General features: G+C 54.1%; 28 protein-coding genes. 18 read left to right on the top strand and 10 right to left on the bottom strand.

Features of this window, described 5'->3' with window-relative positions:
- Positions 1-2: 2 nt before the first annotated feature.
- Positions 3-470, bottom strand: coding sequence for a hypothetical protein (locus tag ACGHM3_RS23645; RefSeq protein ID WP_345424705.1), 468 nt, complete (start codon positions 468-470; stop codon positions 3-5).
- Positions 471-916: 446 nt separating this feature from the next.
- On the opposite strand from ACGHM3_RS23645, the gene ACGHM3_RS23640 reads away from it, so the two are divergent.
- Both ACGHM3_RS23640 and ACGHM3_RS23635 read left to right on the top strand, forming a co-directional pair.
- A complete protein-coding gene (locus tag ACGHM3_RS23640; RefSeq protein ID WP_345424703.1) occupies positions 917-1,525 on the top strand; it encodes a hypothetical protein in 609 nt (202 codons plus the stop codon).
- Positions 1,526-1,569: 44 nt separating this feature from the next.
- Positions 1,570-2,175 carry a DUF3365 domain-containing protein gene (locus ACGHM3_RS23635; RefSeq protein ID WP_345424699.1) on the top strand — a complete coding sequence of 202 codons (606 nt, stop codon included), beginning with the start codon at positions 1,570-1,572 and terminating at the stop codon, positions 2,173-2,175.
- A 29-nt stretch (positions 2,176-2,204) separates the two neighbouring features.
- On the opposite strand, the gene ACGHM3_RS23630 is transcribed toward ACGHM3_RS23635, so the two are convergent.
- A complete protein-coding gene (locus ACGHM3_RS23630) occupies positions 2,205-2,669 on the bottom strand; it encodes an isoprenylcysteine carboxylmethyltransferase family protein (RefSeq protein ID WP_345425020.1) in 465 nt (154 codons plus the stop codon).
- Between the two features lie 13 nt (positions 2,670-2,682).
- Complete coding sequence (locus tag ACGHM3_RS23625) at positions 2,683-3,030, bottom strand: rhodanese-like domain-containing protein (RefSeq protein WP_345424696.1); 348 nt, start codon at positions 3,028-3,030, stop codon at positions 2,683-2,685.
- A gap of 192 nt (positions 3,031-3,222) precedes the next feature.
- On the opposite strand from ACGHM3_RS23625, the gene ubiE reads away from it, so the two are divergent.
- From ubiE to tatC, 8 genes are all read left to right on the top strand, one after another.
- On the top strand, positions 3,223-3,972 hold the full coding sequence (ubiE, locus tag ACGHM3_RS23620) for a bifunctional demethylmenaquinone methyltransferase/2-methoxy-6-polyprenyl-1,4-benzoquinol methylase UbiE (protein WP_345424693.1): 750 nt from the start codon (positions 3,223-3,225) through the stop codon (positions 3,970-3,972).
- Positions 3,972-4,592: an SCP2 sterol-binding domain-containing protein gene (locus tag ACGHM3_RS23615; protein ID WP_345424690.1), complete on the top strand. Its 621-nt coding sequence runs from the start codon at positions 3,972-3,974 to the stop codon at positions 4,590-4,592. The genes ubiE and ACGHM3_RS23615 overlap by 1 nt, the downstream gene beginning before the upstream one ends.
- A gap of 9 nt (positions 4,593-4,601) precedes the next feature.
- Positions 4,602-6,230, top strand: coding sequence for a ubiquinone biosynthesis regulatory protein kinase UbiB (ubiB, locus tag ACGHM3_RS23610; RefSeq protein WP_345424687.1), 1,629 nt, complete (start codon positions 4,602-4,604; stop codon positions 6,228-6,230).
- Between the two features lie 123 nt (positions 6,231-6,353).
- Complete coding sequence (gene hisI / locus ACGHM3_RS23605) at positions 6,354-6,743, top strand: phosphoribosyl-AMP cyclohydrolase (protein WP_345424684.1); 390 nt, start codon at positions 6,354-6,356, stop codon at positions 6,741-6,743.
- A 3-nt stretch (positions 6,744-6,746) separates the two neighbouring features.
- The gene (locus tag ACGHM3_RS23600; RefSeq protein WP_345424681.1) at positions 6,747-7,079 is read left to right on the top strand and encodes a phosphoribosyl-ATP diphosphatase; all 333 of its coding nucleotides are present in this window, start codon (positions 6,747-6,749) and stop codon (positions 7,077-7,079) included.
- 46 nt (positions 7,080-7,125) lie between these two features.
- Positions 7,126-7,371: a Sec-independent protein translocase subunit TatA gene (gene tatA, locus ACGHM3_RS23595; protein ID WP_345424678.1), complete on the top strand. Its 246-nt coding sequence runs from the start codon at positions 7,126-7,128 to the stop codon at positions 7,369-7,371.
- A gap of 17 nt (positions 7,372-7,388) precedes the next feature.
- The gene (tatB, locus tag ACGHM3_RS23590; protein WP_345424675.1) at positions 7,389-7,826 is read left to right on the top strand and encodes a Sec-independent protein translocase protein TatB; all 438 of its coding nucleotides are present in this window, start codon (positions 7,389-7,391) and stop codon (positions 7,824-7,826) included.
- Positions 7,823-8,602, top strand: coding sequence for a twin-arginine translocase subunit TatC (tatC, locus tag ACGHM3_RS23585; RefSeq protein ID WP_345424672.1), 780 nt, complete (start codon positions 7,823-7,825; stop codon positions 8,600-8,602). The genes tatB and tatC overlap by 4 nt, the downstream gene beginning before the upstream one ends.
- A 24-nt stretch (positions 8,603-8,626) precedes the next feature.
- On the opposite strand, the gene ACGHM3_RS23580 is transcribed toward tatC, so the two are convergent.
- The 6 genes from ACGHM3_RS23580 to ACGHM3_RS23555 form a co-directional block, all read right to left on the bottom strand.
- Positions 8,627-9,748 (bottom strand): HD domain-containing phosphohydrolase, encoded by a 1,122-nt coding sequence (locus ACGHM3_RS23580; protein WP_345424669.1) that lies wholly within the window; start codon positions 9,746-9,748, stop codon positions 8,627-8,629.
- Positions 9,749-9,939: 191 nt separating this feature from the next.
- Positions 9,940-10,377: a D-aminoacyl-tRNA deacylase gene (gene dtd / locus ACGHM3_RS23575; RefSeq protein WP_345424666.1), complete on the bottom strand. Its 438-nt coding sequence runs from the start codon at positions 10,375-10,377 to the stop codon at positions 9,940-9,942.
- A 168-nt stretch (positions 10,378-10,545) separates the two neighbouring features.
- On the bottom strand, positions 10,546-11,517 hold the full coding sequence (gene pip / locus ACGHM3_RS23570) for a prolyl aminopeptidase (protein ID WP_345424664.1): 972 nt from the start codon (positions 11,515-11,517) through the stop codon (positions 10,546-10,548).
- Positions 11,518-11,840: 323 nt separating this feature from the next.
- Entirely contained in the window at positions 11,841-12,917 is a 1,077-nt protein-coding gene (locus tag ACGHM3_RS23565; protein ID WP_345424661.1) for a WYL domain-containing protein, read from the bottom strand.
- Between the two features lie 432 nt (positions 12,918-13,349).
- Positions 13,350-14,468 (bottom strand): aspartyl protease family protein, encoded by a 1,119-nt coding sequence (locus ACGHM3_RS23560; protein WP_345424658.1) that lies wholly within the window; start codon positions 14,466-14,468, stop codon positions 13,350-13,352.
- Positions 14,469-14,523: 55 nt separating this feature from the next.
- On the bottom strand, positions 14,524-15,417 hold the full coding sequence (locus tag ACGHM3_RS23555) for a fructose bisphosphate aldolase (protein WP_345424655.1): 894 nt from the start codon (positions 15,415-15,417) through the stop codon (positions 14,524-14,526).
- Between the two features lie 230 nt (positions 15,418-15,647).
- Here ACGHM3_RS23555 and ACGHM3_RS23550 point away from each other — a divergent pair, with 230 nt between their 5' ends.
- The 4 genes from ACGHM3_RS23550 to ACGHM3_RS23535 all read left to right on the top strand — a co-directional run bounded on the left by ACGHM3_RS23550 (position 15,648) and on the right by ACGHM3_RS23535 (position 20,607).
- Positions 15,648-16,607 carry a D-hexose-6-phosphate mutarotase gene (locus tag ACGHM3_RS23550; protein WP_345424652.1) on the top strand — a complete coding sequence of 320 codons (960 nt, stop codon included), beginning with the start codon at positions 15,648-15,650 and terminating at the stop codon, positions 16,605-16,607.
- A gap of 222 nt (positions 16,608-16,829) precedes the next feature.
- Entirely contained in the window at positions 16,830-18,176 is a 1,347-nt protein-coding gene (locus ACGHM3_RS23545) for a TonB family protein (RefSeq protein WP_345424649.1), read from the top strand.
- Between the two features lie 267 nt (positions 18,177-18,443).
- Positions 18,444-19,391, top strand: a complete 948-nt coding sequence (locus tag ACGHM3_RS23540) for an alpha/beta hydrolase (RefSeq protein ID WP_345424646.1) — start codon at positions 18,444-18,446, stop codon at positions 19,389-19,391.
- A gap of 19 nt (positions 19,392-19,410) precedes the next feature.
- The gene (locus ACGHM3_RS23535) at positions 19,411-20,607 is read left to right on the top strand and encodes a DUF3108 domain-containing protein (RefSeq protein ID WP_345424643.1); all 1,197 of its coding nucleotides are present in this window, start codon (positions 19,411-19,413) and stop codon (positions 20,605-20,607) included.
- Between the two features lie 35 nt (positions 20,608-20,642).
- Here the strand turns inward: ACGHM3_RS23535 and serA are convergent, their stop codons facing one another.
- Positions 20,643-21,872: a phosphoglycerate dehydrogenase gene (serA, locus tag ACGHM3_RS23530; RefSeq protein ID WP_345424640.1), complete on the bottom strand. Its 1,230-nt coding sequence runs from the start codon at positions 21,870-21,872 to the stop codon at positions 20,643-20,645.
- Between the two features lie 421 nt (positions 21,873-22,293).
- Here serA and ACGHM3_RS23525 point away from each other — a divergent pair, with 421 nt between their 5' ends.
- From ACGHM3_RS23525 to ACGHM3_RS23510, 4 genes are all read left to right on the top strand, one after another.
- Complete coding sequence (locus tag ACGHM3_RS23525; protein ID WP_345424638.1) at positions 22,294-23,211, top strand: alpha/beta hydrolase; 918 nt, start codon at positions 22,294-22,296, stop codon at positions 23,209-23,211.
- An 81-nt stretch (positions 23,212-23,292) separates the two neighbouring features.
- Positions 23,293-23,676: a DUF4156 domain-containing protein gene (locus ACGHM3_RS23520; RefSeq protein WP_345424635.1), complete on the top strand. Its 384-nt coding sequence runs from the start codon at positions 23,293-23,295 to the stop codon at positions 23,674-23,676.
- Positions 23,677-23,925: 249 nt separating this feature from the next.
- Positions 23,926-24,909, top strand: coding sequence for a DUF523 and DUF1722 domain-containing protein (locus ACGHM3_RS23515; RefSeq protein ID WP_345424632.1), 984 nt, complete (start codon positions 23,926-23,928; stop codon positions 24,907-24,909).
- On the top strand, positions 24,909-26,309 hold the full coding sequence (locus ACGHM3_RS23510; protein WP_345424630.1) for an FAD-binding domain-containing protein: 1,401 nt from the start codon (positions 24,909-24,911) through the stop codon (positions 26,307-26,309). The genes ACGHM3_RS23515 and ACGHM3_RS23510 overlap by 1 nt, the downstream gene beginning before the upstream one ends.
- Positions 26,310-26,311: the final 2 nt, after the last annotated feature.

The following is a 26,311-nucleotide window of genomic DNA, read 5'->3' as shown; positions in this document are numbered from 1 at the left end:
GTTCAGTTAGCGGCCTTGCTGCTCACAAGAGCGGAGTAAAAGTAGTGGTGATCGCTTTGCGCCAACATTTCCGATTCAACGTTAAACGCGTTTAAAAAATGTTGCCGCTGTCGCGTGGTAACCGCCACTGGTGTTTGCAAGCTGTGGTTAATGCCCAAGTCAGCGGTGATGGTGCGGGCCACAATATGGGTGAGTTCACCCAGGGCGTCGTGGACGTCGGCTTGATCTATAAAGGTGGTTGGCCGGTCGAACATTTCGCCGCTAATCAAAAGGCCCAATACAGGGTCTATGCCAAACAACAGTGCACAATCGTTCGGTGCCTTTGCTTTGGCTGCAAACCAGTCCAAGTCTTCCGCCCAGGTGGCTTCGTAGTGGTTATCCGCTACTTGGTTAAGGGGCGATTGGCTGTAGCATTCCCAGGTTCGATGAACGTGGGAAAAGAGCTGTTGGCTGGTTAATGTTTTGTTCAATGGTGGTTTCACTCATAGTTTTATCGTAGGAACGTTTTCACTCATAGATACCTTACCTATGAGTGTCTTTCGATTCCGCGCTGCGTTTAGGCACTCGATCGGTCGCCACACCAGCACTTCCCACGCGCCGACAACAGTGGCAGTGTGTCGAATATTACCAATGTATAGTTCACAGTAAGGCGGCGCGCAAATAGCCCCTGCTACCTGGCGGATGTGCGGTGGTTAAGGCTTGTTGAATGTTAGAAGGAGCGTTCCGTCAGCCGAACTATTCAGCCTGGGTTGGTGAATGCACACTAAACTAAACGGGGTTTTTAAGGTCGACTTGGATCATGTTAATGGGTTTAAAGAGTGCCATTTTGATTGGCACCGCCCGGTTGTTCCGATGTCGGCTGTTTGTTACCGGTTGATTTGTTAGTAGGCGCTCACTGTTTAAAGGAGTAACAGTCGTGCATGTTTTCGCCGTGCGAGAAGCTTGGTCATTTAAAGTCGGAGATCCAACCGTAGGTGGTTGGGTTACAGCTATTTTGTATATGGTGGCAGCCTACGGCGCCTATTGCGTTAATCGGCGTGCCAATGGTTTATTTGCCAGCCAGGTTAAACGGCAGCGAATATTATGGTTGTTGTTTGCATTGGCTTTATTATTTCTCGGGCTAAACAAACAGTTGGATTTGCACCAGTTGCTGATTGAAGAGGCTGGCGCACTGGCCCATGCCCAGGGCTGGTACGAGCAGAGGCGAATCGTCCAAGTTGGGTTCATTAAATCCAGCGCCGTGTTATCGGTGATTTTGGTGTGCTCATTTTTATACTTATATCGGCATGTGTTGCGCGCGCACATTCTGGCGATATTTGGCCTCAGTCTGTTGGCCTGTTACGCCATTATTCGGGTTACTGTGTTCCAAACCCCCGATGTTATGTGGTGGCATTTTCGCTACGGGTTCAAAATTAATTGGTTGCTAGAGTGCATTGGCTTGGTTTTGATTTTGGTCAATGTTTATGGCTTGCTAAAACCAAGGTCTGGGACGCCCGTGCCGGGCGATGCGGTAGAATCGCACTAGTTTATCGTTTACAGACATCATGCCGCGCCGGCTTAGGAGAACCCATGGCCCTATCTATCCGAAGGTATTGGCAACTGAGCTGGTTACCTCTCTTGCTCGGTTGTGCAGAGCAACCTCCGCAGCCGCAAGCCGTTACAACGCTAACTGACGAGCAAAAGTCCATGGTAGCCACCCAGGGCGCGGCTTTACTGCTGCCGTTTAAACAGCAATTAAAAGCCGCGCTAAAAAACGGCATGGCCGCAGGCCCAGAGCAGGCTTTGCAGGTGTGCAAGCTGCAGGCACCTGGCATCGCAAAAGGTTTATCCTTCGGTGAAGTCACTGTTGGCCGCAGTAGCCACAAACTACGCAACCCCCAAAACAGGCCATCGGCGTGGTTGGCGCCGGTGGTGGAGTCGTTTGTGGCTAACCCCGACCAGGGTCCTGTGTCCTTGTCGCTGCCCTACGAGCTGGCGGCCTACGTTGAACCCATCACCGTGCAGCCCATGTGTTTGAGCTGCCACGGTAGTGACCTTGCCCCAAGCTTAGGCCAAAGAATTGATGCTCTGTATCCAGAAGACAATGCCCTTGGCTTTGCCCCGGGAGATTTCCGAGGAGTATTTTGGGTAACGTTTAAGCCCCGTCGCCTGCCCTCCGACTCGCCTCTGCAGTAGACTCGCCCCTGCAACAACGGGTGAGGCCCTTAAAGCCAGCGCCGCACCCGTGCTTGGTACTGGTGAAAGTGCTCGCCAAACCGCTCTTTAAGAGCGGCCTCTTCGGGTTTGATCTGGCACTCGTTAATCAGCCAGATAAATACCGGTAAACCCAGAAGTGTGATCGGTGCCGCCAGGTACCAACTCATTGCCAACAACTGGCAAACCATGCCCACATACATGGGATTGCGGCTAAGGCGATAAATGCCGTGGGCCACTAACTGGGAACTGTCATTGGGTGTTAGCGGGTTGATGGTGGTTTTGGCTTTTCGAAAAGAGATTATTGCCGTTAGCTCAATGGCTAGACCGACCACAAAAAAACCAAGCGCGCCCAGCCAGCGTACCCCCATGGGCCAATTTAGCGATTCGCCTGCCTTGGCCAAATACAACATACCCAGCGCCACTAAAACGCCTAATACCGGAGGCGGGATTTTGTGCTGCAGAAAGGTTGGCACGCTAGGCAACGAATTATTCCCCAGGCGCCGGGTTCTCTTGGTAAAAGAGCTGTTGCGCCGCGCTGTAGGCACCCAAGTCGGTGACGTTAGTAAAACCTAGTTCCTCTAAGGTTTTTAGGGCGATGGCAGAACGGCGGCCAGAGCGACAATACACATAGATTGGGTCGTTTTTTTCTCCCAGGGCCATGGCACTCACTCGGTTGATATTGGTGTGAGGGAGAAGAACAGAGCCGTCGATGTGGTCGGCGTTGTATTCATCGACCGTGCGTACATCCAGCCACAGTGGCTCGGGTTCGGCGGTAACGGTAGTTAAGCCCAGCAACAAAAACAGGCCTACAATAACTCGGTGTAAATTTCGCATGCGGTTATTCCTGTGGGTGAGAGCGTTGATGCAACTTGGCATGGTAAATAAGCCCATCTGCAGGCCGCAAGCACCAACACTGCAAACTGTGCGGCGCTTGGCGTACAATAGCCGGCCAATCTTGGCAATGTACGCTGGCGCAAGTGATTGCTAACCTGCCAGCGGCTCAAATTCCTACCAACAGGACCAACCATGAGCGAAGACAATACCACCCATTTTGGCTACCAGCGGGTTAACAAAGCCGATAAAGCTGGCCGAGTGGCGGATGTGTTCCACTCCGTGGCCGCTAAGTACGACATCATGAACGATTTGATGTCCGGTGGAGTGCACCGATTGTGGAAGCGCTACACCATTGAAATGTCCGCCGTGCGTACCGGCCAGGCGGTGTTGGATATCGCCGGCGGGACCGGTGATTTGAGCTTTCAGTTCTCTCGCTTGGTTGGCCCCCAAGGCCGCGTGGTGTTGGCTGACATCAACGATTCCATGCTCAAAGTAGGCCGCGACAAGCTCACCGACCGCGGTGTGGCCGGTAATATTGCCTACTGCCAAGCCGATGCTCAGTATTTGCCCTTCCCGGATAACACCTTCGATTGCATCACTATTGCTTTTGGTTTGCGCAATGTTACCGACAAAGACCTGGCGCTGGCTTCCATGCAGCGGGTGCTTAAACCCGGTGGCCGCCTACTGGTGTTGGAATTCTCCAAACCTAAAAGCCCGATTATGGAAAAACTCTACGATCACTACTCCTTTAAAGTACTACCGTTAATGGGCAAGGTGATCGCCAACGACAGCGAAAGCTACCAGTATCTGGCTGAGAGTATCCGCATGCACCCAGATCAAGAAACCCTCAAAGATATGATGCAAAACGCAGGCTTTGAGCGTTGCCAATACCACAATATGACTAACGGAGTGGTGGCGCTGCACATGGGCCTTAAACCTTAATGCTGGGCCCAACCCTCACCACCGCACTGTTGGCCAGTGCCGAGCGCACCGCCAATGGCTTGCTGCAGTTCGACCCTGGCAGCCAGGCCCATCTGCAACAGCTAGAGGGTAAAACCCTGGCCATACACCTAAGCCAGCCCAGCCTAACCGTAGCGGTGTTTTGTGCCCAAGGGCAATTGCAACTGCGTGGCCACGCCGAGGCGGCGGACGCCGAAGTCTCGGGCAGCTTGGCCGATATTCTGGCCTGGCTCAACAGCGGTGAAAGCCTGGCGCAACACCATCTTTCGGTGCGGGGCAGCACTCAGTTGCTGCAGCAGTGGCAGGCCTTGGCCAGCCAATTAGATATCGATTGGGAAGATATGGCCAATCGTTACTTGGGCGATGTGGTGGGCCACGGCGTTGCCAGCGGCGCTCGGCAGGCGTTTGCCTGGGGCCAGGCTAGAGGCCGAAATGTTACTCAGCAGGCAGTGGAGTTCGGTGTAGAAGAGCTGCAATTGCTGCCCAATCGCGCCCTGTTCGAAGATTTTCGCCAGCGTAATCAATCCCTGCGCCTAGCTGCGGATCGCCTAGCGGCCCGTGTGCAGCGTCTAAAAACCCGTCTTTCTGAGACATCCGAGTAAGGATTTCTGGTGCTCGCCCTCGTTCGTTCTCTGCAAATTCTGCTCGCCATCGTTAAATTCCGTTTGGACACGTTCATACGGCCCCAACGCCTGCCGTGGTTTGTGCGCTGGCTGTTTTGGCCGTTGGCGTTATTGCCGGCCCCCGCAGCCAGCCGTGGCGAGCGCTTGTGTGGATTTTTTGAACACATGGGGCCTGTGTTTGTGAAGTTTGGCCAGTTGCTGTCCACCCGGCCAGACCTGGTACCGCCAGATTTGGTGCGGCACCTGGATAAACTGCAGGACGACGTTGCGCCCTTTCCCAGCGAGCGCTTTGTCGCCGAGGTCGAAGCCGCCTTGGGCGGCTCGGTGGATGATCTATTCGCCAGTTTTGACCGCCAGCCATTGGCTTCGGCCTCGGTGGCCCAGGTGCATTGTGCCGTGTTACCCGGCGGCCAAAATGTGGTGGTGAAAGCCGTACGGCCGGGGCTGGCACCGGTTATAGAAAAAGACATAGCCCTACTGCGTATTTTGGCCGGGGTGGTGCAGCGCTTGAGCGAAGATGGGCGTCGTCTGCACCTGCCCGAGGTGGTAGAAGACTACCGCACCACGGTGCTGGACGAGCTGGATTTGCTGCGCGAGGCGGCCAATGCCAGCCAGCTAAGGCGCAACTTCGATGGCTCGTCCCTGCTCTACGTGCCAGAGATCCACTGGCCCTATTGCCGCAAGAACGTCATCGTTATGGAGCGTATCTACGGCATTCCGGTCACCGATATCGGCCAGCTAAAAACGCAAAACACCGATATGAAGCGCCTGGCCGAGCGCGGGGTGGAAATCTTCTTTACTCAGGTTTTTGAGCACAATTTCTTTCACGCAGACATGCATCCGGGCAATATTTTTGTCTCTCGCAGCCAACCGCGCAATCCGCAGTACATTGCGGTGGACATGGCCGTGGTGGGTTCATTGTCGCGGGAAGATCAGTATTATTTGGCGCGTAATATTTTGGCAATGTTTCGCCGCGATTATCGCCAGGTGGCAGAATTGCACGTATTCAGTGGCTGGGTGTCGCCGGATACCTCAGTCGGTGAACTGGAAGCCGCCGTACGCAGTGTATGTGAGCCCATCTTTGAGAAACCCCTGGCCGAAATAAGCTTTGGTCAGGTATTGATTAGCCTGTTCCAAACCGCACGTCGGTTTAACATGGAAGTGCAACCGCAGTTGGTGTTGTTGCAAAAAACGCTGCTCAACATAGAAGGTTTGGGCCGGCAGTTGTATCCAGATTTAGATCTCTGGCAAACCGCCCACCCCTATATGGAAAAGTGGCTGCGTGACCGCTTCCACCCCAAAACGCTGCTCAGAGAATTTCGCCGCTACGGCCCCGAGTGGATGGAAAAATTCCCCGAGGTGCCCAACCTAGTGTTTAACAACCTAGAAAACCTCATCACCCTGGCCAAGACCGCGCCCAGTTTGCAGCGCGCCGCCAATGAAGTGCAGGCGCGCCAGGCGCGCAAGCGTTCACTATTGCCTAGGCTTTGGTTGCCCCTGGCAATGGCCGCGGCGGTATCCGCACTGCCCGGGGTGGCTGGTTGGTTGGTGGCGCTGCCCCTGGTAACCCAGGTGCTGGGCGTGGCCGCGTTGCTGGCCTGGTTGGTGTTTGGCTAGATTTTTGACGCCGCGCTAGAGCGGCGCTGATTTTCCGCTTCTGATTTGCCGTAGGGCTCGGCTTTGAAACGCCCTGCCATTGGCATACACTAGCGCCCTTTGCCTGTTGAAGAGACGCCAACCATGAGCCATGCATGGCTAGATGAAGTGAAATGGACCAGCGACGGCCTTGTGCCCGCCGTGGCCCAGGATGCCGACAGCGGCCGCATTTTAATGATGGCCTGGATGAACCGAGAGGCCCTGGGCCTGACCGCTGAAAAACGGGTGGCCGTGTACTACTCGCGCTCCAGGCAAAAGCTGTGGTACAAGGGAGAAAGCTCCGGCCACGAACAGCTAGTGGAAGACATTCGGTTGGATTGTGACGCCGATGTGGTGGTGCTGAGTGTGCGGCAAAAGGGCGGCATAGCGTGCCACACTGGCCGAGAATCCTGTTTTTATCGGCGTTTGGAGGGTGATCAGTGGGTCACCACCGACCCGGTCATCAAGGACCCGAAACAAATTTATGGGCAATAGGTAATGACCGACGTACTTGCACAGTTAACTGAGATTATTCAATCGCGCATGCAAGCCGGTGCCGCGGAGGAATCCTACGTCGCCAGCCTGCACGCCAAAGGGTTAAACAAAATCCTAGAAAAGGTGTCCGAAGAGTGCGCCGAAACGCTATTGGCGGCCAAGGATGCCGAACACAGTGGCGACAACAAAGAGTTAATCTACGAAACGGCCGACCTATGGTTTCACAGCCTAGTGATGCTGGCCCATATGGGCGTAGAAACCGACCAAGTGCTGGCCGAATTGGCCAGGCGCTTTGATATGTCTGGCTTGGCCGAGAAGGCCTCTCGTAAAAAATAGCAAATGCAGTCGCTAATATAAGCGGCTCACGATCAGGAGAAACAAAATGGGTATTGGTGGCATTAGTATTTGGCAATTGTTGATTGTTTTGGCCATTGTGGTGTTGTTGTTCGGAACCAAGCGCTTAAAAGGCATTGGTGGTGACCTTGGCGGTGCCATTAAAGGCTTTAAAAAAGCCATGGATGACGACGAGCCAGAAAAAGCCAAGCAAGAACAAGCCAAGGTGGAGCACGCCGAGGCCGAGCAGCCCGAGACGGCGAGCGCGGACAAAAAACAAACCACTCAGTCTTAATCGGTTGGGGCGCGTAGGTGTTCGATATCGGTTTTTTTGAACTGCTGGTAATTGCCGTGGTGGGTCTATTGGTAATTGGCCCAGAACGACTGCCGGAAACCATCCGAGGCATATTGCTGACCATTGGCCGTGTTAAGCGTGGCTTGAGTAATACCCGCCAGGAGTTGGAACGGCAGATCGGCGCCGATGACATTCGGCGCCAATTGCACAACGAGGAAATCATGGCCCGTCTGGAGCAAACCCGGCAGGACATAGACCACACCCTCAACACGCCTAAAGCCATCGCCGACGACATCAAAAGCTCCTTCGATGGCAGTGCCACCAAAAACGCTGGCGATGAGCCGGTGGCGGAGGCTGGCGAAAACACCCGCAAAGACGATAAAAAAACCATTCAACCGGCTGCACCCGCCAGCCAGGCCGCTGCCACCAGCGCCGACGATAATTCCGAAATATGACCGCACACAATAACCACAGCGACGATGTTGAGCAGCCGCTGGTTGCCCATTTAATTGAACTACGAGATCGCTTACTGCGCGCCATATTGGCCGTGTTGGTGGTGTTTCTGTGCCTGTTTTATTTCGCCAACGATATCTATACCTTTGTTGCGCAACCGCTGCAAAAATTTCTGCCCGACGGCACCAGTATGATTGCCACCCAGGTGGCCTCGCCGTTCCTAACGCCGTTTAAAATGACGTTGTTCACCTCGGTATTGTTAGCGCTGCCGTTTTTACTCTATCAGTTGTGGAGCTTTGTGGCACCGGCGTTGTACCGCAACGAAAAGCGCCTACTGGTGCCTTTATTGGTGTCCAGTGTGCTGCTGTTTTATTTCGGTATGGCGTTCGCCTACTTTGTGGTGTTCCCGCTGGTGTTTGGCTTTTTTACGTCGGTGGCGCCGGAGGGCGTCACGGTGATGACCGATATGGGCAGCTATTTGGATTTTGTGCTGAAGCTGTTTTTTGCCTTTGGTTGCGCCTTTGAAATTCCAATTGCCACGGTCTTGCTGATTTGGTCTGGCGCTACGGATGCGCACAAGCTCGGTAAAAAGCGGCCCTATGTTGTGGTGAGTTGTTTTATCCTGGGCATGCTGCTAACGCCGCCGGATATTATTTCCCAGTCGCTGTTAGCCTTGCCCATGTGGGTGTTATTTGAGGTGGGGATTTTCTTTGGCCGGTTTGTGAAAAAACCAGCCGAACCAGAAGTCGATGCCGACCACGAAAGTCCAAGTTACTAATTCCTGCGCCCGCCGTTTGGCGGGTTAATTCAATAGGGCATTTTGCACGCCACTGTCGATATCCGCCTGCCGGCAAATCAATATTTGGTCGATCACCTTTTCAAATACATTAACGACTTTCGGGTCGAATTGTGAGCCGGAATTATCGCGCAAATAATTCAGCGCCTTGGATATTTTCCAGCCCTCGCGATAGGGGCGCTCTGAGGTAAGCGCGTCGAAAACATCGCACACCGACACGATACGGCTAAACAGTGGAATCTCTTCGCCTTTAAGGCCCGCCGGGTAACCGCCGCCGTCCCAGCGTTCGTGGTGGGTGCGGGCGATTGTGGCAGCAACCTGCATCAGTTTAGAATCGTGGCCGCTAAGAATACGGGCGCCAACCTCGGCGTGGGATTTAATGGTTTCCCATTCGTGCTCGTCCAGACTGCCGTTTTTTAACAAGACGGTATCCGGAATAGCAATTTTACCTAGGTCGTGCATTGGGCTGGCTTGTTGCAGTAGCTCACACTCATCCGTCGATAAACCCAATTCCCGGGCCACAATGGTGACGTACTGGCTCATGCGTGACACGTGGGAACCGGTTTGCGACTCTCGATATTCCGCTGTTTTTGCCAGGCTATCAATCAGTTTTAATTGGGTGGTGTACAGCTGCTCGGTGCGTTGCAGTACTTTCTCTTCTAATATATCACGCTGGTGCAGCAATTGATTGTGCAGCAACCGCACTTCCAGGATGTTGCGCACCCGTAGCAAAACTTCCTCTTTTTTAAAAGGTTTGCTAATAAAATCTTTCGCGCCGGAAGCCAAGCAACGATGGTGGGTTTCAATGGTGTTGTCTGAGGTTAACACCAAAACTGGAATGTAATCTTCCGGATTATCCGCCCGCAATTGCTCCATGACATCAAAGCCATTCCAAACCGGCATATGGATATCTAAGGCGATAAGATCGTAGCGATTATTGCGGTACAGGGCACGTACTGCGCCTGGGTCGATGGTTGAATCTATTCTGTGATAACCGCCCTGGCGCAGTATTTTTTCGATGATGGCGATGTTAACGGGGTTATCGTCGACGATTAGGATTTTACCCTCTTGAGGCTTTACAGCAGCCGGCTCGTCGCTCGCCAAAGTGGTTTTACTTGCGAGTTCCATAGTTGTAATCCGTAGCGCTTGTTTTCGGTAAAGCTAAATCAGTAAATCCGTTTGTAGAAGTCCGTATTCATTGTTTTTATAGATGCAGTTAAGCTTAGCCTATGCTGGGCGGTTATTGCCAGTGTCTAGGGCCTGCTGATGCTCATTTAAGGGTGCGAATTGCTAAATACAAGCCCGCACTGAAAGCACTGTTAGGTATTCAGTAAAAACGTCACCGGGCCGTCGTTTAATAAGCTTATTTTCATATCCGCGGCAAACCTGCCGGTAGCCACCTGGGCGTGCTGTTCACGGGTTTTTGCTACCATGTAATCGTAGAGCATTTCGGCGTGCTCCGGTTTGGCGGCCTTCGAAAATCCGGGGCGGTTGCCTTTTTGTGTGTCCGCCGCCAGGGTAAATTGAGACACCAATAATATTCCGCCGGCAATATCGCTGACGCTTAAATTCATTTTGCCTTCGGCGTCTGAGAATACGCGTATATTGAGCAATTTTTTAATGAGTTTGTCGGCAGCCTGGGTATCGTCTTCGGCTTCAACGCCAATAAAGACCAGTAATCCTTGGTCGATGGCACCGATGGTATCACCCTTAACCACCACGCTGGCGTGGCTGACTCGCTGTAGTACGGCTTTCAATCTGTGTTCCTTTTGTCCTCGGAAGGCTCTTGGAATTACTCATGGAAGGCCAATGGAGTGGCATCTAAAAAGCGTACCGTTATTGACCGGCGGTAAAGTCTAAATACCTGGCGCATATATAATTTAAGCCACCGCTAGATTGATACTCTGCCGGCTCAGCGGCCACTGCTAGGCCGGGTCGGTAAAATCTTTTTCGATGCGTTGGGCAAATTCTTGGGTGGCGCGAATCAGAGCATCGACAGTGCCTGGCTCACGGCTGGAGTGGCCGGCGTCGCGAATAATTTTTAATTCGGATTCGGGCCAAGCATCGTGCAGGGCTTTGGCGTTATCCAGGGTGCACACCATATCGTAGCGGCCATGTACGATAATGCTGGGAATATGGCTGATTTTATCCATGTTGTTGAGGATTTGGTTGTCGTCAATAAACCCATCGTGAATAAAATAATGCGTTTCAATACGAGCCATGGAGATGGCCCGGTGGGGCGCGGTAAAGTTGTTCACCAGCTCTTGATTAGGGCGTAGGGTGGCGCATTGCGCTTCCCATTGTGACCAGGCTTTGGCGGCGGACAATTGCGCCAGCTCGTTGGCGCTGGTTAGGCGTTGATAATAGGCGGAGAGCAGATTGTCTCGTTCGGCCTGCGGAATCGGTTTAATAAACGCTTCCCAGTGATCCGGGAAAATATGGGCGGCACCGCCTTGATAAAGCCAATCCAAATCTTTTTGCCGGCACAAAAATATGCCGCGTAAAATCATCCCCAGTACTTTGTCTGGGTGGGCTTGGGCGTACAGTAAACTCAGCGTGCTACCCCAAGAGCCGCCAAACAAAAGCCATTGCTCCACGCCTAAATGCTCGCGCAGGGCCTCCATGTCTTCGATCAGTGCCTGGGTGTTGTTGTGCATCAACTCGGCGTGGGGAGTAGAGCGGCCGGTACCGCGCTGGTCGAATAAAATAATGCGGTATTTTTCCGGATCAAAGAAGCAGCGATCGGAGGTGGAGCAACCGCCACCGGGGCCGCCGTGCACAAACAATACCGGTATGCCGTCCGGCGAGCCGCTCTCTTCAAAGTATATCTCGTGGGGTTCTTGGCGCGGCAGAAGGTCGCTTCGGTAGGGTTTAATATCTGGATAGAGTACCAGCATGGATTGTCCTTTTGGGGCGGCGGGAATGATGCGGTATTGCCTGTTTCGGTCACCAAGCGGCACGCTTGCCGTGCCCGGGACAAAATAAAAAGGGTATTTTTTCACCCCTTGCTAACAGGGCAACACCAGGGGCGAGTCTTGTGGAGACCTACCCAGCCGAAAGCTCTGGCCATTCATTGGTTTCATTGGCCATCTATTTGACTATAGGAGACTTCGTCTCATTCCTCCATGAAATAGTCAGTGGATTTTGCAATAAGACTTTTTTATTAGCAACAATTGATGCAAAGCAACCCCATTGCCGTAATAACCCTTGCCCAAGGGCGTTAGGCGCGCGCTTGCATGGGCAACTCTGATTGCTCTGGCAGCGTCGGCTCATCGGCCTTGTTGGCCACAAGCACTGTGTGGTGGGTGTTTGCTCGGGGTGTATCGGTAACGGTGGGCTGGCTGTGAAGGTTGAGCGCCTGCTGCAGTAAATGAGTGACGCGCTGGGCAAAGGGCGCGGGCTGTAATACCTGCACATTGGGCAGGTGAGCCAACACCTGGCCCAGCAGCTGGTCCTGGTCAATGAGGGGCAGGCGCAGGTGATAGCGGTCGCCCTGCCATTCACCCTGTTGCTCGGGGTGCCAACTTTGCTTGGCCACTTGGAAGGCACTTTCGTCACTGAAACACAGATGTGCGGTTAGCGGTTGCTTTTGGTTGTGGCCAAATTGGTTGCCTAGGAAGTGTTCTACGTTTTTGGGTGCAATTTCACGGGCTCGGTCGGCCAACACAATGACGGAATCTAGACGTGCTACATCCAGGCAGCGTAGCTGGCGCCCGCGTTGGCACCAGTAGGTGAGTAGCCAGCTGTGGTTGCGTTGTAACAGCAACTGAGGGCAGATGTTGTCGGTATGGGATTGTCGATCTGCATCGCAGTAGTTAATGGTTAGTTGGCGTCGGTCCAGTAGGGCGGCGCACAAATCGCCAAATACACCATAAAAACGATACTGCGGCTGATAATCACTGGTTTTGATGCGCCGGCTAAACTGATGCTGGCTTATTTTGCGCTTGCGTAGTGCGGCTTCCAGCGCGGCTCCCATAGGAGCGAGGTCTTCTTGCAATAAGCCGGCCGGCGGCTGCTTCAACTGTTGCCCCAGGGCAATGACCTGGAAAAACTCGTCGGCGTTGAGCCAGCATTTGGGCAATTTATAGCGACCGCAGGCCTGGTCGGGGTAGGCATAGGTTTGACTGCCGCTGCAAAACTCGATGGGGCTGGCCAGTTGCTCTTTCATTTGATCCAACAGCCGTTGGCAGTCTTCGGGCTCAATGGCCAAATCGGTGGCGAGGTCTGTCAGGGATAAGCGGCGTCGGCGGGTGGTGAACAACTGATGCAGGCGTTCTATTTGCTGTAGTTTGTTCATTAGGTCATTCCTTGCCAGAGGTTCCGTCGTTGCCGTGAAATAGCGCAGCTAGTGCCAATTATTAACCCTAGTGCCAATAAGTAAACAGAGGGGCCAATGGTATACGCCTAACAGCGAGCGTGTTGGTCAGCACCGAAAACTTGTGAACGTTTAACTGTTGTGACTATTTAAGGGTGTAGTTTAAAGGTCTTAATATTTGCAGATGTCAATATTCAAGGGTGTATGTGTACAGACGAGCGATTGCGCATTAACAACGCTTTTTTATTTTATAGTTGCTAGTGGCGAATGCTTGCTCAAATTCTGATCACTTGTGCGCCATAGGTGCACCATACGCCAAGCTTTTGACTGGTGCAAATCCCATTTAAAGTGGACTTTGACAGACAGGGTTCGGGCCCGTTTGGCGCCGCGCTAAGCCGGCAGTTTTCAGGTGCACTATTTCAGCTCAAGCCCTAGGGTTTTCGCCTCGGTATCAATATTAAAGCGGAACCGTTCCAGGATATTCATGCCGAGCAGGCCATCGGCGCTGAGGTTGTCCAGTGGCAACACAGCGAACTCCACATTGGTTAATTCATAGGGGCCGAGGGTGACACTGGCCAACCGGTAGACGTCGGCGTTTACAGCGCCGCCGGCGGTGTTCATGTTGACGCTGCGCAGATACTCGGTTTCGTTCAGGCTGGCTAGGCGTTGGCTGCTCACCACCGATAGGCTGGCGCCGGTGTCGATCATCAATTGCAAAGTTTGGTTTTGGGCATCCAGTGGTGCCAGAAAATGGCTACCCTGGGCGCTCAGCGCGAGCTGGGTGGCGGCAGGTTGGTCGGCGTTTTTGAGCTGCTGTTTTAGGTCCGCAACCTGCTTGCTGTACTGTTCGTTATCGGCGATGCGTTCTAGGTACAATTGGGCCTGCTCAAAATTGCCTTGGCCGAGATGCACCTGAATCAACGCCAGCACGTAGGGGGGGTATTCTGGTTCGCGCCACAGTAGCTGGTCTAAAAAGGCCAGGGCTTCGTTCCAATTGCTGTTGTTGCGGTAGTCATCCACCACAGCCAGGGCTAAGTGCCGGGCGTTGGCGATTAAGTTGGCGTCCTCGTTTAACGAGGGTTGGTCGGCAAGATTGTAGTAGGCGCTGCTGGCCAATTGGGCTTGGTCCGAGCGCTCTAGGAAGTCTGCTTGCAGCAGCAGGTAATCTTCGTTATAGGGGTAGGCTCCAAGCAGGGCGTCCAGGGCCGACTGCACAAAGTTGAATTGTTCGTTCTCGAGCTGGGCGTAAAGCTCTTGCAGCCAAGCAATTTGCAACTCGGCGGCCTGGCCTGGCGCTGTTTTGCGCAGGTCTTCCATGGCGGTAATGGCGCGGGTGAATTCCTGGCGCTGCAGCCATACCATGGCACTTTGTAACAGGGTAGCTCTCTCGGTGGTCAGGGGGACTCGGCGCTCGGCGGTGGGGAGGGTGCTGCCTTGGCTATCAAGAGAGGAGAAAAACTGCCAGCAATTGCCCATCACTGACAGTATCAATAAGCCACCTAGGGTGGTGGTAATCTTGCGCTGATTGGCCATAGTTCGACGCTTAGCGGAGCCCAGCGGCACTGGCCGCCGGGCGGGTTAATGCCTATTAAGTTGCCGAGGCTTGGTAAATGGAATCGATGGCGGTATCCAGGCTTGCGTTGAATTCTTCATCGCTTTGTTGTGCCGATAGACCTTCGGTTAGCGCGCGGGAGAAACTGGCGATAATGCCTGGGTTTGCTGCGCACTTACTGTTGGCGTCGTCGCGTGAGTAGCCACCGGACAGCGCCACCACTTTAACCACTTTGGGATGGTTGATTAAATCTTGGTAGAAGCAGGCTTCCTCGGGCAGGGTCAGCTTCAGCATCACCAGTTCGTCGTCGCCCAGTTGATCCAAGTGCTCCAGAATTTTCGCTTTCAGGATGGTCTCAGCTTCGGCTTTGGTTGGGCTGTTGATGTCGACCTCTGGCTCAATGATAGGAACCAAACCAGCGGCAATGATTTGCTTGCCCACTTCAAATTGCTGGTCCACCACCGCGCCGATGCCAGCCTCGTTAGCCTCGGCGATAAAGGAGCGCATCTTGGTGCCAAACACGGGCTGTTGCTTGGCTTTCTCCAGCAGCTCTCCTAGTTGCGGAATGGGCTTCATAAGTTGCACGCCTTGCTCAAGTGCTGCCAGGCCTTTGTCGACCTTTAAAAACGGCACAACGCTGAGTTCTTGCCACAGGTAAGTTGCTGACGGCACCCCTTGAATGTCGCGATCTAGGGTGTTTTCAAACAGAATTGCGCCCAAAACCCGCTGGCCGTTAAACGCTGGTGCAGTAACAATGCGTGTGCGCATTTTGTGCACCATATCGAACATTTCTTCGTCGCCGTTGTAGGCGTCTTCGCTAACACCGTACAGGCGCAGGGCCTTTGGTGTGCTGCCGCCGCTCTGATCTAACGCGGCTATAAATCCTTTTTCAGTCTTAATTTTTGCGAGTTGTTCAGTAAAACTGGACATAGTTGGACGCTTCCCATTCCTAATACCGGCAAGGCCGGCTACTGTGTTGGTTAAATATAAAAAAGTATCAGTGCGGGCCTATAAAATTTTAGCTTTTGTTGTGTAAGCCCCGCGCGGTAACCTATCACAAATCCCCAAGCGGGGGTACGCCGCTGGGCTTTGCTAATCGTGTTTTGTCGGTTGCTGAGTCCGGCGGCGCCTCACCCAAGAAAGAAAGGACTTATCCCGCCATGGCTGACCAATCCGAGCAACCCGATTTAGCGTCCCAGATGCAACAACTTTACCAGCGTTTCGGCAATCTCCCCGGCGTGCACATAGAACTACACCAAAACCTGCTGGCGGTGTATGTACAAACCCCAAAAGCAGAAGCTCGTGTGTTTCTGCAGGGGGCGCAGGTAAGCCACTTTCAGCCTAAGGGGCAGCCGCCGGTGCTGTGGTTGAGTGAGCACAACCAGTACCAAGTGGGCAAACCCCTGCGCGGTGGCATTCCTATTTCCTGGCCATGGTTTGCCGATCTCGCCCGCAACCCTGCCGATCTGCGTCAGCAGGTTACCGGCGATGATGCTCCAGCCCATGGATTTGTGCGCAATTGTGACTGGCAGTTGGACGATATTGTCGTCGATAAAGACGTGTACCACTTGCATCTCAGCTGCCGACCGCAGTCCAAACACTGGCCTTACGCCTGCCGATTGGGGCTGGTGGTTAGCGTGGACGAGGCACTGACCCTGGCGCTGAGTGTTACCAACCTAAGCGATCGGCCCTGGCGTTACGCGCTGGCCTTGCACAGTTATTTTCAGGTCGAGCAGATCAGTGAGGTGACCGTACCGAGCCTAGCTGGGCAAGCCTATTTGGATTGCTTGACCGATTGGCAGCCCTGCCAGCAGCAAGATGCGCTCGAGATTGGTGAGGAAGTCGACCGCGTTTACACCCAGGCGCCAAAGCGAATCGCCCTGCAGGATGCTGTCGCCGGCCGTAGTATTGTGCTCACCAGTCAAAATCTGCCCAGTTTGGTGGCTTGGAATCCATGGCAGGAAAAAGGCAGCAGGCTGAGTCAGTTTGGCACCGAAGACCACAACAACATGCTCTGTTTGGAAAACGCCGCCCTGTTGGATGACGCCGTCACCGTGGCACCTAAAGAAAAGCAGGTACACACTCTCAAAATCGAATCCTCTCGCCAGCTAATCCATTAATTTGAGACAGGATCGACAAAAATTATTTTACATTCCGGCCAAGATTGGAGGTCCAGACAGCCGTCGACTATCGTCCTAGTCGACTTCCCACAAAAATAAGCTTTACCGGCCAAACCATTGGCAGTGCAGCTGCCAAACTAGGCCCGCAGCGCAGTTAATGATCAGCTTCATGACCCATAAGATACGTCTGGTATCGATGAATACACCTCTGGGCGATGTAAAATGAAAAGTGATCGAATGAGACAAAACCTGCCACACACTCAACCCAAGCACCTTGGTGGTTGGCTTATGGGCCTGCTGCTGGTGTTGACTGGCGTATGCAAGGCCGACATCAACGGTGCTGCCATCTACGAACATTACGGTAAAGAACAATTCCTGGCGGTATTGCACCTGCCAGTACTCACCACCGACGCCAACCAAGTGCTGCAGCAAAGCCGCCAGGCCACCATGGAGTACGTTGTGGTGGCCCAGGATGTCTCCAGCCGAAGGTTGGCCCGTCACTGGCTTGAATCCGTGGTCATTAACGCCGATCGCCAGCAAGTTGAGGCCAATTCCGAGGCCCTGGCCGCGCTCACTGAATTGATCCGGGGCCCTCTACTGGAGGGTGATACTCTGCGTTTAACCAGTGTCGGCGATGGGGTGGAGGTGACGCTCAACGATATCGCCCTCGGCAACATCGTCAGTAGTGACCTGTTATCGCTTTTGCTGCAGACCTGGGTGGGCAGTGTTCCGCCTTCCTCAACCTTCCGCAGCGGTATTTTGTCTGGTGGTGATATTTTCGTTGGCTTGTTGGGGCGTTACCGAAGCGCCACGCCGGTAGAGGGTCGTGGGCAACAAATTGAGCAAGAGTGGTTTGCCGCACCCGGTGAAGAAGGCGGCAGTGATGCTGGGCTAGCGCTGGCAGCACAAGCCGATCCAGTCACTACGAACGGGGCTGTGACTGGAGTGCAGAGTGAAGTGCCGCTTGCGGCCGCAGCCGCTCCGGTCAGCGCAGCAAATTCTTCAGTAAACCCTACAGCCTCCCAGCCGGCTAACAATAACGCCAGCTACAGTCCTGCAGTGGCGGCCGTTCAGGTGCAAGACACGCCCGCTGTTCAAGAGGCTACGGAGGTGGTCAGTGAAGCCATAGTTGAGGCAGCTACGACACCGTTGCCACAACTGGCCATGGCATCCGGTACCAGCGAAGCCCAGGTTATCGAAGAAGCACGTTTGGCTAGCTTACCGGCGGCAAGCCAAGAGCCTGAGGCCATTAGCGTGGATGCTGTGCTGGTCAACAAGACCTATTACGATGACATTAAGCGTAAAATCTATCAGCAGGTGAGCTACCCCGAGATCGGCCTGCGCAATGGCCGAGAAAGCCAGGTAGCCCTCAATGTGCTCATTGATCAAGCCGGTGAGTTGGTGGACGTAGAGGTCAGTGATAAATCGCGCTACAAATACTTTAACAAGGCCGCTGTGCGCGCGGTGGAGACGGCCAGCCCGTTTGGTCCGCCGCCGGAGCTGCTCACCGATAACGGCCTGTACCAGTTTAAAATGCAGGTTAATTTCCGGCTCACGCCGGCCAGCTAAACGGTTCGTCGGGTGCACCTCTAAATTTACGTCACTGAGTTTGCCCAACGGATTGAATCCACTAAAAACAAAAATGGCAGGGATGCCATAGCCCGCAAAAAAAATATGCCATAGCCCTGTAAAGATAGCCGGCGAAAATAAACCTCAACTACTTTTCATAGGTTGGCAGTGTTAGACTGAACAACAGCCATGCTCCATGAGGAGTATTGCCACTAAACCTTCACCGGCCCAAGCCCACCCGCAACGAGCTTAAAACTCTAGCCTAAGATGACTCCTTCGCCGTCGTTCGCCAGCCTCGCCAACTCATGGCCTGCCTTCAGTTTTGCTTCGCACCCCCAAGTCCTGGCCGCCCTGCATCAGCAGTATTTAGAGTACTACCAGCTAACGTTTGACCAGCAAAGCCTGGCTCGCAGCTACCATTTTGGCCAGGCCCAGGCGGGCAGCTTTGATATCGCCGTGCAGGTCTGGCAGCCCGTGGCCAAGGTAAAGGGCTCGGTGTTTATTGTGCATGGCTACTGGGATCATGTTGGCTTATACCATCATCTCATTGCCGAGTGCTTGGCCGCCGGTTTTACTGTGGTGGCCTTCGATGAACCCGGCCACGGATTAAGTACCGGCGAACGGGCAGCAATTGCCTCCTTCGAACAGTATACCGATGCCCTAACGGCGGTGATGGCAGTGGCCAACGAGGCTCCCCAACCCTGGGTGGGAATCGGTCAAAGTACCGGCGGCGCGGTGTTGTTACGGCATTTTTTCAGCGGTGAACCGCCCTTGGCTGATACCATTTTGTTGGCGCCGCTGGTGCGGGCCAGTCGCTGGTATTGGTTGGTGGCAGGCCACACGGTGCTGTCTCCGGTGTTGAAAAAATTTCCCAGAGACATGAAAGTGTGCGGCAGTCACGATCCGGCCTACGCTGAATTTCTGCGGCAAGATTCCCTGCAGTATGGCTATGCCAGCAGTCTGTGGGTGGGAGCTATGCGTCAGTGGGTGCGAGAATTTATGGCCTTCTCGCCCAAGAAGGGAAAAATGCTCTATATCCAAGGCGATCAAGACGGTACGGTAGATTGGCGTTTTAACTTGGCTGCGGTGCAAGCCCGTGTGCCAGAGCTTACGATAAGCCTGCTAGAAGGGGCTTATCACAACCTCGTCAACGAAGCTGAGTCCTTTCGGCAGCAGGCGCTAACGGCGCTTCGGCAGCGTTTGAACGCGATGTAATGAGGAATATTACATTGCAATGGTTTATAAACTGGGACAACTTTTTTACAGTATCGCTTTCCAAGCCAGTGATATCGCCCTTGGGGCAATCGGTAATAAAAATGTTAGAGGTCAGAAATACAGCGTGAGGCAGGACCAGTTGTCAGGTGGGTTACCGGGCGTAAAGAGCTCCGGTAGCCGCGTTAACTTAGGCCATGCTCAACACAGAGGCCACCGAGTAGCCAGTGCCCTGATGGCGGCATTGGGCTTGGTGACTGTGGCGTGTAGCGTTAAAACGGTTAACGCCGATCCGCCTGTGGATCCGCTATACAGTGACGAGATGGCGCCCCGGTCGTCGCTGGCTGCAAGCCAGCAAGCGGCGCAAACGCCGCTGCCCGAGTCGTTGTCCGACACAAGCTTGGCCGCGCCTGGGGTTTCGGCATTGGCCGCAGCCCCCATTACCCAGCAGCAAGTGCCTAACGAGGCTGCCGGAGAGCCGGCAGGTAGCGATGACGAGGCCAGCCAGCCAGCCAGCGGCGCGCAAAACGACAGTGAGCAAGGCGCAGGCCAAGCGGCCTACCAGGCCTGTGTGCAACAGTATGTGTCCGCCCTCGATGGTGTGCAATTGCGTTACCAAGCCACCTACAAGTCTATCGGCGTCGATTCCACCCGCGCGCTTAAGCGCCAACCAGACAACCACTGGCAGCTGTCCTCCCACGCCGAATGGCTGTTTATGAGCATCGATGAAACCAGTGAGTTTCTTTTGCCGGATTGGCAGCTGCAGCGTTTCGATCACCATCGCAAGGGCATGACAGACCGCCACAACCTAACCGTAACTGTGGCCCCGGGCCGTGGTGAATTTAGCGCCCTGGCTCGCGGTGAAACCCAGGTCTACCCCTATGAAGGTAAGATCTACGACGATTTAAACCATCAACTTAAGTTGCAGATGGATGTCGCCTGTAAGCCGCAGCAGCAGCGATTTGATTACCTGGTGGCCAAACGCAAAGGCCCTAAACATTACATCTACCATAAAAAAGGATTAGAAATGGTAGACACCGATGCCGGCCAATTTGAAGCCATTCGCCTGGAGCGCATGAGCGATGATCGCATCACCTCGGTATGGTTGGCGCCAGAGCTGGCCTACGTGGTGGTTAAGTTGGTTTACAACGATGATGGGGAAGCCAGCAGCCTTAGCATTAAATCTAAACCTCAGCTGCCGGTGATCTTAAAGCAATAGATCCACCGGCAACGCCGGTGGCGGACGCTCGGTGCTTAAAACAGCACGCGGGCGCGGATAGTACCTTCAATTTTGCGCAGCTCGTCCAGAGCGATCTCGCTGTATTCTGCATTGATATCCACAACCACATAGCCAATGCGCTCGTTAGTCTGCAAGTACTGGCTGCAGATGTTGATGTTGTTGTCCGAGAACACGCGGTTGATAGCCGACAAAATCCCTGGGATATTCTGATGCACGTGCAACAAGCGGTGGGTGCCGGAGTGTGATGGCAAGGCCACCTCGGGGAAATTCACCGAGCTGATGGTGGTGCCGTTGTCGGAGTATTTCACCAGTTTTTCTGCCACTTCAGTGCCGATGTTGGCCTGGGCTTCCTGGGTAGAGCCACCAATGTGCGGCGTTAGCAGGGCGTTATCGAATTGGCGCAGGGGAGTGACAAACTCATCGTCGTTGGAGCGTGGCTCCACCGGGAAGACATCGATGGCGGTGCCGCCCACGTGGCCGCTCTCCAATGCGGCTGCCAGGGCGTCTATGTCCACCACGCTACCGCGGGAGGCGTTGAGCAAAACGGCGCCGGGCTTCATGGTGGCGATTTGTGCTTCACCAAACATGTTTTTGGTGGAGGGCAGCTCCGGTACGTGCAAACTGACGATATCCGACTGTGCCAGCAAATCATTCAAATCGCGCACTTGCTCCGCATTACCCAATGGCAATTTGGTTACCACATCGAAGAAGCGAACTTTCATGCCCAGGCCTTCGGCCAGTACGCTCACCTGGGTGCCAATGGCGCCGTAGCCAATAATGCCCAGGGTTTTACCGCGTACTTCATAGGCGCCCGCAGCGGTTTTCAGCCAGCCACCACGGTGGCAAGAGGCGTTTTTCTCGGGGATTCGGCGCAACAACAAAATCGCTTCGGCGATTACCAGCTCGGCCACCGAACGGGTGTTGGAGTAGGGCGCGTTGAACACCGCCACACCGTGCTCACGGGCGGCATCCAGGTCCACTTGATTGGTGCCGATACAGAAGCAACCCACTGAGACCAGTTTCTCCGCCGCCTCAAATACCTCGCGGGTGAGCTGGGTGCGTGAGCGAATACCAACAAAGTGAGCATCCTTGATGGTCTCTATTAGCTGATCCTGTGGCAGGGAGGTTTTTAAGTACTCAATGTTGCTATAGCCGGCGGCTTGCAGGGTATCGAGCGCAGATTGGTGCACACCTTCGAGCAGTACAATTTTGATTTTGTCTTTGTCGAGAGACGTATTAGCCATGTTGACACACTACCTCGGTAACTACTAAAAATGGAAAGGTTGGCCCACAGCCCATGTCGGCCTCGCCGCTGAGTTAAACGCGGAAAGCCTGCCAGGGCGTTAAACACACAGTGATCGGTAAATCCAAGGGCCGCCGAAAAAAGGGGCGCTATCATAGCACACAGCGCCGTTGGGCCAAGGAAAAAGCACATTTCTTGTGCTAAACCTGGCTGCAGATTGCGATTGTTCTGGGCCTTGGGTACCTTAGATCGAAGGGCTACTAACTAAAGAAGAGCTTCCTTAGCAATCGCTGATGCTGGCGTTGATCAGTGCCTAAGGCGCAGGCCTTGGCGAACGAATGTGCCCAGCATCAGTCAGTGAACCATTAGCGGCGGTCGTTCGCCACCCATTCGCAACCCATAAACAGCCACAGGGACTTTTCATGGCCAGTGAACAACTCAACACCGTGGTCGCTCATATGCGCCGAATCGCCCTTATGTCTGCAACCAGTGGTGCCCACGCACTGCACAAGCGGGCCCTGTTGGATATGTATTTTGCAGCGGCGCCGGAGATCCTCACCATAGAGGCGCAAATTCTGCCCACGCTGGTGGGTGAATTGACGGCGGAATGGCTAATACCGCAGCAATGTAATTCCAAGCGGCGGTTGCTGTATTTGCATGGTGGCTCGTGGATGGCGGGCTCCAGCTCTAGCCATCGGCCGCTGGTTGCGCGCATCGCCAAGCTCACCGGCTGCGCCGTGTTGGCCATTAATTACCGCTTGGCCCCGGAATTTCCATTCCCAGCCGGACTGGAAGACGCCATCCACGCGTTTCAATGGCTCCAAGGTCACGGCCCGGAAGACGATAGCGAGGCCGATGCGTTGTTTATCGCAGGCGACTCCGCCGGCGGCAACTTGGCACTGGCAGCAACCTTGGCACTAAAACAGGGAGGCAATGTTATGCCTGATGCCTGTGTGGTGTTCTCGCCGGCCACCGACCTCAATTACGAGCGGTCGGTGGTGGCCGAGCGCGCCGAGCGTGACCCAATCCTCATTGCCGCTGCTTTGCCCTACGTAGTGGCCAACTACGTGCAAGAGCAGGCGAACCACAAAGACCCATTGGTGTCTCCCATACACGGTGATCTATCGGGCTTGCCGCCCACGTTATTGCAAGTGGGTGATGCCGAAATCCTCTACGATGACGGCGTGCGTTTTGTGCAAGCGGCACAGCAACAGGGCAGCCCGGTGGAGCTCAGCGAATGGCCAGACATGCCCCACGTTTTTCAGGGTTTTGCGCCACTGCTGCCCGAGGCCAACCAAGCCCTGGCCGAAGTGCAGGCCTTTATTGCTCGGTTTGGGTGATATGGGCTCAGCCGATTCGCTCAATGATATGTAGAGCGCGAAATCTGATTCAAAAATTTGTCCGATAAAAGAGGAACCGTTTTGCCAAATCAGCAACAGCCAACCCCCAAAGGCCCTAAAAAGGCCAGCGCTGCCAACCTTGGCCTACGCGCCCTAATTATTGCCGCTGTGGCCACCACCGCCGTGGCCGTGCTCAGCAGCTGCAGCTTTGTGAAACTCACTGAGGCCGGTGAGAAGGTCGACTTACGAGAAAATTCCGGCACCGAAAATTGCAAACGCATCGGTGTGATTACGGTATCCGGAGTCGATAAAGTTGGCTTTATCAATCGTAAAGATACAAAAGTCGGCAGCGAGCTGCTTAACCAAGCACGCAATGATGCTGCCGGGATGGGGGCCAATGTTTTGGTGCCATTGGGTATGCCCATTGAAGGCAAACAAAAATTTGAGGCCTATGATTGCCCCTAGGTTTCGCCTAGTGATTGGTTTGGGCTTGTGCGGCAGGTTGCCTGCCGCACAATTAGCAATGTCCTACTGGGTTAGCGCCGGCGAAGCGCTGGGACTTCGGATGCTCGCACCTGCTGTGCTATTACCCCCGCCAAAATCGCACTGGCAGTAATAAAATCTTAACCATCCACCCAAATACCAATCTAAACTAATAATAAATCCGTAACCGATCCGTTACGCAACTATAAGCGACAAAAAACCAACTCGATTATGCCTTACACCAACCATCCCAACAGTATCCCCGTCGGCATCAGCGCCTGCGTGCTGGGCGAGTCCGTGCGCTACAACGGCGGCCATAAGCGCTCTCGGTTTTGCACCGATGTGCTCAGCGATATTTTTGCCTTTAAGCCCTACTGCCCAGAAGTGGCCATAGGCCTAGGAGTGCCACGGCCAACCATTCGCTTGGTGGGTGACCCTAAAAATCCGCGGGTGGTGGGCAGCGATGATCCCAGCCTGGATGTTACCGATAAAATGGTGGCCTACAGCGAAAAAACCGCGCAAACCCTGGGCGACCTTTGCGGCTACATTTTCATTAAAAATTCGCCCAGTTGTGGCGCATTTAAAATGAAGGTTTACAATGACGACCCAGAGAGTAAAAGCTACGGCTATCCCCGGGAGGAACCGGGCCGTGGTGTGTTTGCCGCGGCGGTGATGGATCACAATCCATTACTGCCGGTGGAGGAAGAGGGGCGGTTGAACGATCCTCCGCTGCGGGAGAATTTTATTTTGCGGGTGTTTGCCTTGTATTACTGGCGACACACCGTAGCTAGCCAGTTAACGGCCGGTGCTTTGGTGGATTTTCACAGCCGATACAAATACACGCTGATGGCGCATTCGCAAAAAGGCTATAAAGCCCTTGGTCAAATTGTCGCCAACCACGACAAGCGCGCCATAGCGGATGTAGCCGAAGACTACATCGCTCTGTTTATGGCCACGCTGTCTAAACCGGCCACCCGTAAAAATCATTGCAATACCTTGCATCACATCATTGGTTATTTAAAACGCACAGTGGAAGGCGAAGTACGGCGCGACCTGATTGATGTGGTGGATCAATATCGCAAAGGCGTGGTGCACTTGTCGGTGCCGGTTACGCTAATTAAACACTACGTCGATCGTTACGGAAACGACTATATCCGTTCACAAATTTATCTCGATCCCTACCCGCTCGAATTAGGCCTGCGTAACCAAATCTAATGGCAAAGCTTCCTTCCAATGCGCAGCTGGTTTGGCTGCGCAACGACCTGCGCTTAAATGACAATCCCGCTCTGTACCACGCCAGTACAGCCGGCCCGGTGGTGGCGTGCTTTGCGGTGTGTGAAAAACAATGGCAAGAACACCGCGATGCCCCGGCCAAGCTCGGCCTTGCCCAGGCGCTATTAACGGCCTGGGCAGAGGATGCCGAAAAGCTCGGCATTGTGCTGAAAATTGTGCACGCGCCAATGTTCAGTGACGCACCTAAAGCCATCACCGCCTTGGCACAGGAGATCGGTGCGCAAGGTGTGTGGTGGAACAAAGAGTACCCACTGAATGAAATGCGCCGGGATAAAGCCGTGCGCCAGGCCTGTGAACAAGCGGATTTGGCGGTGCATGAATACGACGGCGATGTGGTATTGGCGCCGGGGACTGTGACCAACGGCAGCGGTGATATGTATCAAGTGTTTACGCCGTTTTCCAAACGCTGGCGCCAGGTGGTTACCGAGGCGGAATTATCATCCTGCCCGCGCCCAGGCAAGCAAACACCGTTGAAGGTCAAAGGCGATTCTATTCCCGGTTTTGGCGGTGAATATCGTGCCGACCTGTGGCCCGCCCAGCGCGATAAAATTCAGCGCAATCTCCACAACTTTTGCAGCGAAAAATTGGCAGAGTACTCCGACACCAGGGACATCCCCGCCCACCGTGGTACCAGTTTAATTTCGCCCTACCTAGCCTTGGGGGCACTGGGCATTCGGCACTGCATAGAGCAGGTGCAAAAAGACCAGGGCCCGGATGGATTCCACGGACAGTGGGTAACGGAGTTAATTTGGCGAGAATTTTATCGCCATTTAATGGCGGCCAAGCCTCGCTTGTCCATGGGCAAATGTTTTCGCCCGGATGGCGAAAAGGTGCAGTGGGCCAAGCCTGAATATTTTGAGGATTGGCGGCAGGGTAAAACCGGTGTGCCCATTGTTGATGCCGGCATGCGCCAGCTGCTGCAAACCGGTTGGATGCACAATCGCGTGCGCATGATTGTGGCAGCGTTTTTAAGCAAATTAATGCTGGTGGATTGGCATTTGGGCGAGCAGCATTTTATGGCGCATTTAATCGATGGCGATTTTGCCAGCAACAACGGCGGCTGGCAGTGGAGTGCCTCGGTGGGGGCAGATGCGGCGCCTTATTTTAGAATTTTTAACCCTTACCGGCAGGCAGAAAAGTTTGATCCCAACGGCGACTACGTACGCAAATTTGTGCCGGAGCTGCAATCCATCACCGATAAAAAAATTCATCAGCCCAGCGAGCAGCAGTGCAGAGCCTTGGGCTATCCGCTGCCCATCATCAATTACAAAGTGGCGCGTTCCACTGCCATGGATGTTTTCGCCAAGGCGTTTAAAGGCTAAAG

The sequence above is a fragment of the Halioxenophilus aromaticivorans genome (genome assembly GCF_042850945.1).
GTDB lineage: Bacteria > Pseudomonadota > Gammaproteobacteria > Pseudomonadales > Cellvibrionaceae > Halioxenophilus > Halioxenophilus aromaticivorans.
Note: the sequence above shows the minus strand (reverse complement) of the source record. Positions and strands in the feature narration are given on the sequence as shown.